The sequence below is a fragment of the Pseudomonas sp. PB120 genome (assembly GCF_009761815.1).
In the GTDB taxonomy this organism is placed as follows: domain Bacteria; phylum Pseudomonadota; class Gammaproteobacteria; order Pseudomonadales; family Pseudomonadaceae; genus Aquipseudomonas.
The window spans coordinates 74,101-86,315 of the sequence record NZ_RWIN01000051.1 but is presented as its reverse complement, the minus strand read 5'-3'; the positions used below and the strand labels follow the sequence as shown (position 1 = coordinate 86,315).

11 protein-coding genes are annotated in these 12,215 nt (G+C 56.3%); 6 read left to right on the top strand and 5 right to left on the bottom strand.

What is annotated here, in order from left to right:
• Window positions 1-11 precede the first annotated feature (11 nt).
• Genes EJA72_RS10955 through EJA72_RS10945 form a run of 3 tightly spaced genes read left to right on the top strand, consistent with a single transcriptional unit; the run spans window position 12 to window position 1,557 of the window.
• Window positions 12-434 (top strand): DUF3237 domain-containing protein, encoded by a 423-nt coding sequence (locus EJA72_RS10955; RefSeq protein ID WP_157711475.1) that lies wholly within the window; start codon window positions 12-14, stop codon window positions 432-434.
• A 6-nt stretch (window positions 435-440) separates the two neighbouring features.
• A complete protein-coding gene (locus EJA72_RS10950) occupies window positions 441-1,196 on the top strand; it encodes a TetR/AcrR family transcriptional regulator (RefSeq protein WP_157711474.1) in 756 nt (251 codons plus the stop codon).
• A gap of 40 nt (window positions 1,197-1,236) precedes the next feature.
• A complete protein-coding gene (locus EJA72_RS10945) occupies window positions 1,237-1,557 on the top strand; it encodes a 2Fe-2S iron-sulfur cluster-binding protein (protein WP_157711473.1) in 321 nt (106 codons plus the stop codon).
• A 120-nt stretch (window positions 1,558-1,677) separates the two neighbouring features.
• Here EJA72_RS10945 and EJA72_RS10940 read toward each other — a convergent pair whose 3' ends face one another.
• Window positions 1,678-2,451, bottom strand: a complete 774-nt coding sequence (locus EJA72_RS10940; RefSeq protein WP_218574361.1) for an enoyl-CoA hydratase/isomerase family protein — start codon at window positions 2,449-2,451, stop codon at window positions 1,678-1,680.
• Window positions 2,448-3,419, bottom strand: coding sequence for a nitronate monooxygenase family protein (locus tag EJA72_RS10935; protein ID WP_157711472.1), 972 nt, complete (start codon window positions 3,417-3,419; stop codon window positions 2,448-2,450). Before EJA72_RS10935 ends, EJA72_RS10940 begins: the two co-directional genes overlap by 4 nt.
• A 288-nt stretch (window positions 3,420-3,707) precedes the next feature.
• On the opposite strand from EJA72_RS10935, the gene EJA72_RS10930 reads away from it, so the two are divergent.
• The 3 genes from EJA72_RS10930 (at window position 3,708) to EJA72_RS10920 (ending at window position 7,247) form a co-directional block, all read left to right on the top strand.
• On the top strand, window positions 3,708-4,613 hold the full coding sequence (locus tag EJA72_RS10930; protein ID WP_157711471.1) for a LysR family transcriptional regulator: 906 nt from the start codon (window positions 3,708-3,710) through the stop codon (window positions 4,611-4,613).
• Between the two features lie 75 nt (window positions 4,614-4,688).
• Complete coding sequence (locus EJA72_RS10925; protein ID WP_372240698.1) at window positions 4,689-5,903, top strand: M20 aminoacylase family protein; 1,215 nt, start codon at window positions 4,689-4,691, stop codon at window positions 5,901-5,903.
• 51 nt (window positions 5,904-5,954) lie between these two features.
• Complete coding sequence (locus EJA72_RS10920) at window positions 5,955-7,247, top strand: MFS transporter (protein WP_157711470.1); 1,293 nt, start codon at window positions 5,955-5,957, stop codon at window positions 7,245-7,247.
• Window positions 7,248-7,310: 63 nt separating this feature from the next.
• Here the strand turns inward: EJA72_RS10920 and EJA72_RS29685 are convergent, their stop codons facing one another.
• The 3 genes from EJA72_RS29685 to EJA72_RS10905 form a co-directional block, all read right to left on the bottom strand.
• A complete protein-coding gene (locus EJA72_RS29685) occupies window positions 7,311-8,108 on the bottom strand; it encodes a DUF2889 domain-containing protein (protein ID WP_157711469.1) in 798 nt (265 codons plus the stop codon).
• 531 nt (window positions 8,109-8,639) lie between these two features.
• On the bottom strand, window positions 8,640-10,346 hold the full coding sequence (locus EJA72_RS10910; RefSeq protein ID WP_157711468.1) for a DUF1302 domain-containing protein: 1,707 nt from the start codon (window positions 10,344-10,346) through the stop codon (window positions 8,640-8,642).
• A gap of 305 nt (window positions 10,347-10,651) precedes the next feature.
• Window positions 10,652-12,208 (bottom strand): AMP-binding protein, encoded by a 1,557-nt coding sequence (locus EJA72_RS10905; protein ID WP_157711467.1) that lies wholly within the window; start codon window positions 12,206-12,208, stop codon window positions 10,652-10,654.
• Between the last annotated feature and the right edge of the window lie 7 nt (window positions 12,209-12,215).

Genomic DNA, 12,215 nt, shown 5'->3' with positions numbered 1-12,215 from the left:
AGGAATTCAACATGTCCATCACTCTGATCCCGTTGGCCACTGCCACTCTGGAATTGGAAACACCGGTCTATATCCCGAACACCCCACGCGGGACCCGCGTGATTGTCGACGTACTGGCATCTCGCTGGGAAGGTGAGCGCCTGAACGCAAAACTCAAGGGCCGCGCCGCAGCCGACTGGGCACTGATCGGTGCAGATGGCACCCTGTCCATCGATGTGCGCTTGACCTTGGAGACCGACGATGGCGCTATAATCTTCGTCTCCTACGAGGGGCGTGCGCAGATGACCCAGACCGGCGCTACACCGCTGATTGCAACGCCTCGCTTTGAGACCGGTGACGAGCGTTACAAGTGGCTGAACACCGTTCAAGCCATTGGCAAAGGCTCCCGCGATGAGCAGGGCCGCCTGATCTATGAAATCTACGAGGCGCAGTAAGCATCCATGACCACCAAGCTCAGAGAACAGACAATGTCCGGTGCGCCCGAAGATCGTGATGCACAGTTGACCCAGCGGGTCATAGAAGCTGCCGAACGCTGTCTGGACAAGCTGGGCCTGGACAAGACCACAGTGGATGACATCGCCCGCGAAGCTGAAATATCGCGGGCAACCCTGTACCGTCGTTTTGGCAGCAAGGAAGCAATATTTGGTGCTGCATTGCAAAGGCAGTCTCGCCCATTCGAGAGCGAGGCAACCGCAATCCTCAACGGTCCCGGCAATCTGTGCGAGCGAGTCGAGCGCCTGCTGGTCTGGGCGGTGATTGAAACGCCGGAGAACGTCCTGCTCAAGCGGCTGCTCGGCAATGAAACAACACAGGCGGGCGTGCAGATCTTCAACCAGGTTTTTCGCAAAAAGGTCAGTACCATCCTGCTTCCAGTGGTCGATGCAGCAAAGACCAATGGCGAATTGCGCGAAGATCTCGACCCTGAGTTCCTGGTTGACTGGATCATCCGTGAATTGCTGATGATCAAAATGGCAGCGCCCTGGCAAGAAGCCGATCTGCGCAAGCACATTCACCACTTCATCAAGCCCGTGCTGGTCGCCGTTCCGGACATGCCAGCTGCCACGAGCGACGTCGCGCCGAGCATGGAAGACATGCACAAACGCCTTATCAATCTGGAGCAGCGCCTGGTCGAAGTCCATCAGTTGCTAGGCCAGGTTCGTCAAGACATACAGGTACAGAGCATCCGCACCTGCTAGCCATCGTCATTCAATGACATTGTCATTCACGGTACTCAACATGCTCAAGATCACCTACATCGAATTCAACGGAACCGCGCACGAAGTGGAAGGCCGAGAAGGCCAATCCATCATGGAAGTCGCCACTCAAAACCTGGTGCCCGGCATCCTCGGCGACTGCGGTGGGACCTGCAGTTGTGCCACCTGCCACACTTATGTCGACAGCGCCTGGTTTGCCAGGATCGACGCTGCAACTGACGACGAACTGGGTGTGCTCGAAGGGGCATTGGACGTACGCGAGAACAGCCGATTGTGCTGTCAGATCAAACTCGATTCGACGTTAGATGGCATCGTCGTGCATTTACCGCAACGTCAGTATTGAGCTTTTGGAGTCAGATAAAAAAACGCCGGCGCAATCGCCGGCGTTTTTTTGTGTAGGCGTAACCCGGATTGTCGGTTTCATTCAGACGATCGGGGCAAAAGCGATTGACGTGATCGCACGTCAGCGATCCTTGAATACCGGTTTGCGCTTTTCCACGAACGCCAGGAGGCCTTCCTGGGCATCCTCGCTGGAAGAAACGACCTGCCCCAACTCGCGCTCGAGCCGCAGCGCATCGCTGAGCAGAAGATCCGCACCCTCGCGAACAGCTCGGCGAATCGCTTGTTGCGCAGGCAGGCTGTATTGGCCGTGCGCGAGCGCCATAGCACACGCTTGCTGAAGTACATCGTCGCCGTCGCTGACCACTCGATCAACCAGGCCTATGCGCTCACCGTGCTCTGCACTTACCGGCTCGCCGCTGAGCATCATCTGCAACGCTCGACTCTGACCGATAAGGCGGGGCAACAACTGGGTACCCCCGTAGACCGGAATCAAGCCCAGCTTGATTTCCGGCAGACCGAGCTTCGCCGTCGCTACAGCCACCCGGAATGTGCACGCCATGGCAATCTCCAACCCGCCACCTAGCGCGAAACCATTGAGTGCGGCCACGCTGATCTTGGGAAAAGTGGCCAGTCGCTCGACCAAACGATGAACTCGGGCCATACGCACGGCTGGATCGCCATCGCGCTCATTGAGATCGGAGCCGGCGCAAAACGCACGGCCCTGCCCGGTAATGACCAATGCTCGCGAGACATCCTTTTCGATAACATCGAGGTGTTGCTCTAGCGCTTCCAACAGTCCATCGGTAACGGAATTCAACGCCTCGGGGCGGTTCAGTGTCAGCACGACACAGGCGCCGTGATCCTCCCGCGTAACCACCTCCTGCATCGTCGTCATAGGCGAACTCCGAGTGCCTGGCAACGACTCAATGCGCTACGGTATTCGTCCTCAAGTCGAGCTATCAGGACATCTACTGGAGGAATGTCAGTGATTGCACCGACGCCCTGCCCTGCGGCCCAAATGTCCTTCCACAGTTTGAATTCGCCATGGCCACCGGTGCCTATCCCACTCTCTGGCAGGGGCGGCAGCGAATTCGGATCGAGTCCGGTGCGAGCGATACTCTTCTTCAGGTAATTACCACGCAGGCCGCTGAACAGATCGGTGTAAACAATGTCGTCGGAATTGGAAGCGAGGATCATCTGCTTGTACAGGTCGTCAATCTCGCATTCGGCGCTGCCGAGAAACCGGGTTCCCATATACGCCAAGTCTGCCCCCATCACCTGAGCGGCAAGGATGTCCTTGCCAGAGCCAAGGCTCCCTGACAGCAGCAGAGTGCCGGAGAAGAAGCTGCGAATGTCGTTGATCAACGCAAAGGGGTTCATGGTGCCGCCATGCCCACCCGCACCGGCGCAAACGGCGACGATGCCATCGACACCGGCTTCGGCAGCTTTTTGCGCATGGCGCACACTGACCACGTCGTGGAACACCAGCCCGCCGTAGCCATGCACAGCCTCCACTACCTCGCCGGGCGATCCGACGCTGGTGATCACTATTGGCACCTTGTGCTTTACCAGCAGGGCAAGATCGGCTGCCTGACGGGTATTGTTGCGCGCCACGATCTGGTTGATGGCGAACGGTGCCGGACCACCCACCCAATCGTCGATGCGCGGCCGGGCAAGCTCATGCGTCAGCTCCGCGAGCCAGTCGTCGAGTTGCTCGCTGGTGCGTGCGTTCAGGGCCGGCATGGAACCCACGATACCGGCACGACACTGGGCAGCGACAAGCTTCGGACTGGAGACCAGAAACATCGGGGCGCCAATGACTGGCAAGCGCAGGCGGCCCTGGAGGGCGGAAGGTATCCTCATGATAGGCACCTGTTACTTCAAATGAGGCCAATAGTTGAAATGATCATAACGATTAACAAAATCCGCCGACAACTATTTATTCACAAGTGTACAAACAAGCGCTTTCTCGGACCCTGACTTTCTAGGTTCCGATACACCTGCCTCCGGTAAATTTCCCCCTGAATCGTGGCCTATCAGCCCCCACCTCGATCGCAACAACGTTACCGAGCGGCAGACATTGTTGTTAACCTGCTCGCCGTTCAGACAACGCCTCGTGCAGGCGCCTGTGACCACTGCATTGGAGCCGCAATGAAACTTCATCAACTGCGCGCCTTGCTTGCGATCTGCGAAAGCGGCAGCATCCAGGAAGCGTCGAGAATCCTGCATATCTCCCAACCATCCTTATCCCGGAGCATCAAGGACCTCGAGTCGGAGCTAGGCGTACATCTCCTGGTACGTTCCAATCGAGGAATCACGCTGACGGTTTATGGAGAACATCTACTGAGCCGTGCCCGCCTGATTCTTGCAGAGGTCAGACGAGCCAAGGATGAAATCGAAACACTCAAAGGCCGAACGAGCGGTCACATCACCATTGGGGTGTCACCCGTCACCCCGAGTTCTCAGTTCGTCAATTGCCTGGCCCGATTCAGTGCTCGCCACCCAAAGGTTTCGATACAGATTGAAGAGTTGAGGCCTAACAAGCTCATCGAAGGATTACGCGAAGGACGCCTTGACCTGGTCCTGACTTCCCATGGTGGAGTGCGTCAACTGGAAGGATTTCGAGCGGTAGAACTGTATCTGCAACCCGGTGCGCTGGCAGTGCGCAAAGGCCATCCTCAACGGCATTTGAACTCCCTTGCCGAACTACGCGAGTTGATGTGGATCCTTCCCGACACGTTCGAGGACTCACCTGTCAGCAAGCTATTCAGTGACTGCGGACTCGCCCCTCCCGAAAATGTCATGGTCTGCTCCTCTCTGGTCATGTATCTGGAGCTGGCGTTACGCACAGACTCGGTAAGTTTCTGGTCGATGCGCCATATGACCTTGAGCAATCTCAGCGAAAGACTCGATGTGTTGGAAGTATCCGAACAAGTGCCTGGATTCGTTTTTTCGCTCATCAGCCGCGAAGCGGAATTGCTCACTCAAGCGGCCAACATTCTGGCAGAGGACATCCTTTACGAATTCCAGGGTAACCCTTGCGCCAATCCGCTTTAGCGCAAGATCAGCGGGTCACCAGAAAAGCTATAGGCATACGCAAAGACGATTACTCATAGAGAAAAACGCTCTGGCATGCTCGACTTCATCGGACAAACCCTCGAGAACCCCATGCATTCACTACCCAGTCTTGTGCCGGAAATCGAAGCGCTTCAAGCAGAGTTCATGCAGATCCGCCAACACATCCATCAACATCCAGAACTTGGTTTTGAAGAAGTTGAAACCAGCAAACTGGTAGCGGGGTATCTGCGCCAGTGGGGATACGAAGTCCATGAGGGCATCGGTGGAACCGGTGTTGTCGGCGTGCTGGAACTGGGTGATGGAAAGCGCGCCATTGGCATACGCGCGGACATGGATGCACTGCCCATCAAGGAAGACAACAACCTGGCGCATCAGAGCAGGCATGCGGGAAAGATGCACGCTTGCGGCCACGATGGGCATACCGCGATTCTCCTGTGCGCGGCCAGGTATCTGGCAGAAAGCAAATGCTTCAACGGCACCCTGAATCTCATTTTCCAACCGGCGGAAGAGACGCTGGGTGGCGCATTGAGCATGATCAATGACGGTTTGTTCGAGCGATTCCCGTGCGACGCGGTTTACGCCTTGCACAACGCCCCCGGATTGCCTGTCGGGTACTTTGTTGTCCAGCCCGGCACGATGCTGGCGTCCTCCGATGAGGTGACCATCCGCCTGCTGGGCCAAGGCGGTCATGGCGCCATGCCGCATCTGGCCAAGGACCCCGTAGTCGCTGTTGCCGAAGCCATTTTAGCCTTGCAAACCATCGTGGCTCGTAATGTACCCGCCGCTGAAACTGCGGTCATTACTGTGGGCATGGTGAATGCCGGGGAAGCGCCTAATGTCATTCCTGCTCATGCAACCTTGCAATTGAGCGTGCGCGCGACAACGCCTGAAGTGCGTGCGCTCCTGCAGAAACGTATTGGTGAAGTTGTCCGGGGCGTTGCGATGACTCACGACATGCAAGTTGAGGTCGACTACCGCCCCAAGGTATCCACGCTCTTCAACAGCGAAGCAGAAACCGCCCTCGCCAGGCAGGTGATCAGCGACCTGGTCGGTCCGAACAACATCAAAGGTGCAAGCAAAGGCGGGTTGGGCAGCGAAGACTTTGCATGGATGCTTGAGCGCGTTCCCGGCTGCTATGTGGCGCTCGGCAATGGCAACAGCGGTCCTACCGGTTGCTCTGTACACAACCCTGGGTATGACTTCAACGATTTGGCCATTCCTTACGGTGCAAGCTACTGGGCCAGGCTGGTTCAAGCCTATCTCGTCTAACCCGAACACCCTCCCCTGTACCGTCGAGTATCTCGATCGAGAGAAAAGAACATGTCGGAAAATATCAAGAGGAGAAAGGTTGTTATCGCCTTGCTGTTGGTCGTGATGATCATCAGTGCACTGGATAAGACCATCTTCGCATTCGCGGGTGCGCAGATCATCGATGAATTAGTGCTAACGCCTGAACAGTTCGGGTTAGTCGGTAGCTCATTCTTCTTTTTTTACTCATTGTCAGGCGTGCTGGTCGGCTTCCTTGCCAACCGTGCGCCGACGCGCTGGATCCTGACGGGCATGTCGCTCGTGTGGATGGCGGCGCAACTGCTGGTGACGTTCAGCAGCGGCATTTCAGCACTGGTCGTCAGTCGGCTATTACTGGGCATCGGCACAGGGCCTGCAACGGCAGTCACCCAACATGCCTGCTTCAAATGGTTCAACCCTAAAGAACGCATGTTGCCCTCGTCGCTCATTTACAGTTCGATCATGCTCGGTGGATTGATTGGCGCCGCCATCCTTCCATACGCCATTGAGCACTTGGGTTGGCGCCTGGCCTATTTTTGCCTGGCAGTGGCTGGTTTGATCTGGCTTTGTTTGTGGCTGGCCTTTGGTCGCGAAGGCAGTCAGCAACTACACGGCGACCGTGCCGAGAATGGCGCCGAAACCAAAATCCCCTACAAGGCGCTGCTGCTCAACCGCACATTTGTTTGTATTACGTTGCTAGCCTTCTTCTGCTACGTACCCAGCGCCCTGGGTGTCAGCTGGACCGTTGTCTACCTCAAAAAAGGCCTGAACCTGAACACCCTGCAGGCCGGCTATTACATGCTGACGGTAACCGTTCTGGCCATGATAACGGGACTGACGGTTTCCAGCCTTGCGCAGAAAGCGTTAAAACGCGGCGCAAGCCTTTTCTGGACAATGGTCGCCCCTCCATTGATGTGCAGCGCCTTGGGCGGACTGCTTTTCGCACTGATCGGCATTTCAACTGATCAACCCGTGCTGATCACGGCACTGATGGGCCTTGGAACAGCCTTGGTCAATGTGTTGCCCAGCTTCAGCATGACCATCACCTCGCATTTCACTCCCGTACAGCAACGAGGTTCAATGCTGGCAATCCATAATGCTCTGCAGACTTCTGCCGGCATGCTCGTTCCCTCTCTTGTCGGACAGTTGATCGCCTGGAAAGGAAATGAAATTGCACAGGGGTTTGAATGCGCAGTTTGCGGCTTCGGGATGGCGACTTTGATCTGCGCATTGATTGGATTTCGGGTCGTGACTCCGGAGTCGACCCGGATTGAGCTCCAGGCGATGGTCGTTGAACCTCACTTGCGCTGGATTCGTGCACATTGATTGAGTGGGTGACGAGCGTAGTCAAGCTAGCGCTGAAGAATAACTAACTCTACCGGCTACCCGTCATCGAGACTCGATGTACGCGGCCAGCGCAGGAACCTCAGCCAGTGCTCGCAAGGCATCATTGAGATGGGTACACCCCAGTTCCCGTCGCAGCGTCACCAGCACTTGTTGGCGCAACCCGGCCAGCGGCAGGCCGATCAGGCGTGCGACATTGCCAGCCGCCGCTGGGCATTCCTGGTATGGCAGGACTCTTGGCTGCGCCACCAGGCTCAGAATCTCTCCGCTGTGGGCATCGGCAGTGGCTTGCAGGCCATACTCATGCACAGCCATACGCTCACCGCCGGGGCTACTGGCACTGTCCTGAAACATGGCCTCGATCTGTAGACGGTCATCTTCACGCCACACATCGATACGACGCGCACGGCGCATGTTCACGCCGTTGCTCGCCGGCAGCTTGTGCCAGCCCGCCGGGTCATCCGGGTGCACAAGCGCCGGGACCGACCTGGCATCATGCAACTCACCGCGAATATCCAAAATGGCCGAGGAGCCCTCGGCAAAACCAGTGCAAACACCGGTCATGCGACTACGGCGCTGCTCCAGCGCCAAGGCATCGGAACTCGGTATGAATTGGCTCAGCCAGCCATCTTCCCAACGCGACCATGCCCAATTGGCCACCAGACTTGCGCCCGCCAAGTCGTCGAGCAGCAGGTATAGAGGGGCACTGTTGGCCAGATCCTCAGCCAGTGCACTTTCGAGGGCTTTACGCAATTGGCTGCCGGCATTGAGCCCAACCAGTGAAGCGCTCGCCGGCCGGGCTGGCACGGTGCTCAGTCGAGTGATCTCGCGCTCCCGACTCACCACTGCCTCGAAGCGCTGCAAAGTCAGGGTACGCGGTGCGCTATCTGGCCTGTCACTATAGATGTCTCGGGCAATCCCACAGAAATGCCCGGCGCTTCCGTAACCGCCTGGCCAGAGTACGTCAATAGATGATGTGCGCCTGACAGAGGCCGATCGACGTAAGGGGGCATGGCCGGACGGACCAAGTGTACGGGCGAGAAATATTGCCTTGGCGGTTTCAACCATTTCACTCTCCTCGCTGAAAGGGCGTTCGGGCGAACGGTAAATCGTAGGCGTGAGAATTGGGGGGGTGAGTGGTGCAATTGCACGAACGAATGAGACCGATGCTTCGTATAGGAATCCGGTCGTCAGCAATGTAATGCAATCGAGACTGACGTTATCGCCATCAAAGGCAACACTACGCAGGCAAAAGGTCTTTTCTGGTCAAGGGAATGCCCCAACGTCCAAGTTCACTACGAAGCCAGGCAAAGGCTTCGTTGATCGAATAGAACTTGATACGCCGGGGCATCACTTTGCCGAGTGAAACTACTGTCAGAACGTGGTTTTGAGGGTCAATGTTACCCGGCCACGGTCAGTGGTTTGCCATGTGCCGGCACCATAGTAGGTCGACCCGTTGCGTCGGATTTCGGCAGAGGAATCGGCGAAAATCAAAGACGCCGTCATTTGCTTGCGGAAGTCCGCTTGCAAGCCAGCCGAATAGGTATAAAGATCTTCACTGGTACCGCCAAAGTCAGCCGTGTTACCACGGATACCGCCACCCAGCGTCATTGGCACCGATAGATCTACACCAGGGAATACCTGCAAGTACTGCGGCGTAAGCGATATATTGAAACCTACCGCATCGCGGGTCGCACAGCCTGAATCCTTGCCTAACGGACAGACTCGGCTGTTGTCTTCGCTATTGAACAACGCTTCGTTGTCAGTGACTTTTTCAAGGTAGTCGTACGACACTTCCGCGACCATTGTGGCAGTGTCATACAGAGGCGTGTTGGGCAGCGAGAAAATGGTGTTGACCAGCGCGTGCCAGGTATTGCCTCGGGCCCCCTCATTGGCGGTACTCAAGCCCACCGAACTCAAACCTGCATTACGCCGGGTCATCAGTTCCGCACCAACAGCGTACGGACCGATGCTAGTGTCCATACTCAAACCAATCAGCTTGGTGTCACGAGGGAATACTGCGCGAAACTGGGTCGGATTTTCCGGCTCGCGGAACACCCAGAAACCGTTTTTCTCATCGAACTCCCGGTAGTAGAGACCGAAGGTCGTGGCATTGAGTTGCGGAACAGTCAGTTTCGCCGCCACCCCCCAGTTACCCGATTTGTGGTTGGGTCCCAGCGGGTCATCAGCACGGAAATTTGCCAGCGGGGTATTCCCGCCAAAGCGATCCGGACCTTCCATCAGGAAGTCCGTGGAACCGAGGAAGGTGCCACCTTGTGGAACGCGAATATGATCCCAATCAAGGTAATACTGAGCCGCCAGCGAGAGCGTATCAGTCACCTGACTTTGCATGGAGATCTGAGTGAGCGGCATGAATGTTTCGCGGGTTTCGATACCCGGTGAAGCCGCACTCTTCTGACCGTCAATCGGGTGCTGGCTATAGGAAATGCCTGCCTGGGAGAAAATGGAGGTACCCCAGTACACAACGTGACGGCCCGCCTTCACGTTTACCGGACGTTCCGCAACGGTAAAATTCGTGTAGGCAAACGCATCGAGAATCTCGCCGGAAAGGCCGTTGTAGTAGCGTTTTGTATAGTTGGAGTATTTGTTGTTATCGTAACTGGTCGGCCCGGCAATAGCGGGGTTTTTCTTGACGTCGTCATCGTCATAGGCCTGGTCATACCACGCCGAACCAGACAACCTCATCCCAACCTTTTCTTGCCAGTCCAGCTCCAACTCGGAAAGCAGGTCAAGGCGATTGGTGACTATATCCCCCTTATCGAACTTGTAATCGCCCTCGTCCGAGTTGGCGTTATTACCAATTCGCCTGTCACGACCATCGATGCGCGTTCCAAGGTTGTAACGCAGGGTGTTATCGAAACGGCCAGTAAAACCTTCGATGCCTGTATCGATTTCCATAGCCCCCGCCGGCAGAACGACACCCGCCGCGAGACAGACTCCAATTGCATGCATCGAAACGCGGCTGCAACGACTTCCACGCAAAAACCTGCCTTCAAACATTTGAACCTCCAAACCTTTTTTGAATTTGTTATGCGGAGTGTTTTTCTTCATGTCGAGCATCGATATCTTCCAGGCTATCCCCAGCCTCATGCACCACTGAGGGACGATTTTCAGTATCAGTTCGCCACTCAATTAACATAGCAATCATACTAATCCTGTATGTGATTAATCGTCAATATGATTAATCTGAAAATACCGATAGGTTTTTTTAGGGCCGGAATAGTTGCGAGGGTTTTGCAGTCGCTTTTCAAGCTAGAAACAGCTGCAGGACGGAACGCGCTACCTGGTTGAGGGCAAAAAAAAACGCGCACCCACCGTTGTGCGACCAACGATGCGTGCGCGTCAAAATGCGCGTGTGAAAAACCTTAACCTATGGACGGATAGCCTCCACCACCGTACATGCGATCTACCGCCCCTCTATCGATCTGCCCGTCTCGACCTTTGGGCAAGGCCTCAACAAACTCCACCTGCTTAGGTTTTTTATAGGAGGCCAGACGTTGCCGACAGTGATCGACCAACGCAGCCTCAGCGAGGGTTTGTCCAGGTCGCAGTACCACAATCGCCTTCACGTTTTGCGACCAGGTTGGATCCGGGACACCAATCACGCAGGCTTCCTGAACCTGTGGCAATAGCCGCAGACAACCTTCGATTTCCGCTGGATAGATATTCTCTACCCCCGACTTGATCATGGTGGTTTTCGGGCCGACGAACGTCACAGAACCGTCTGGCAATCGCTTGCCCAAGTCGCGGGTGCGATACCAACCATCCCAAGTACGCTGATCATTCTCCTCAAGTCGATTGAAGTACCCGTTCATGACCTGCAAGCCGCGCACTTCAATTTCGCCAGCTTCCCCGGCAGGCACCTCATGACCCTCGTCGTCGACGATGCGTACCTGCACCAGTGGCGATGGTCGCCCCGCGCCTTCGCCGCCTAACCAGCCCATGACTGCAAACCCCATGATCTCGGTCTGGCCGTAAAGCACTGGCTTGCGATTGAGGGGGGCCGACATTGGCATGACCAGAGGGTTGGTCCACTCCGGCGCCAATGGCGAGCTCCACAGACTGGATGTGTCGTACTGACCTTCGGCGTTGATCTTGCGTATCTGTTCAATCGTCGGCTGGGCGACGAAGGCATGAGTGACCCCTTCGTTTTCGATCAATGCCAGCATTTGTTCGGCGTCGACCCGGGGAATGAACACATTCTTGCCACCGAACATAAAGGTGGAGAGCGTGGTGACCAGTGTGCCCAAATGAAACAGTGGTCCCGAATTGAGGAACACCGAAGACTCGCTGACGCTTTCAGCGTAAGCCACCATCAGGCCTTGATAGAGGATCGTGGAGTGACTGAGCAATGCGGCGTTTGGATTGCCTGCGAAAGCGGCCGTGTAAATCGCGAGCACCGGAAGTTGCTCATCAATTCGCGACGCTTCACGGTGCTCGGGGAACCCCGCCAGCCAGTCCTCATAACCGTCGAAACCTCCCAGATCAGATTGCACCCACTTACAATCATGCTGGCAAAGTCGTCGGGCACCCTTCACCGTTTCTCCAACTTCCGCGTCCTGCCAGAAGACAACTCCCGGGGTGAAATCATCGATCACAAACGCCAGCTCATGCTCACTCTGGCGCCAGTTGGCCGGACAAAAAACAGCCCCGATACGCGCGGCGGCCAGCAGGCACTCAAGCACCCTGAACGAGTTCTGCCCGAGCCACAGCACCCGACTGCCCTGCCCCAGCCCTGAGGCCTCAAGTGCATTGGCCAAGCGATTGACCCGGGCATCGAGTTGCGGCCAGGTCAAGCGCAGATCGCCATCCACCACGGCGTCTAGCAGTGGCCGAGAGCGGCGATGTTCACTCAGTACATCGGCGAGACCGTGCTGACGAATCTGCGTGAAAGAGGCCAGTGACGTTAACTGCTGTGACATGAAATCG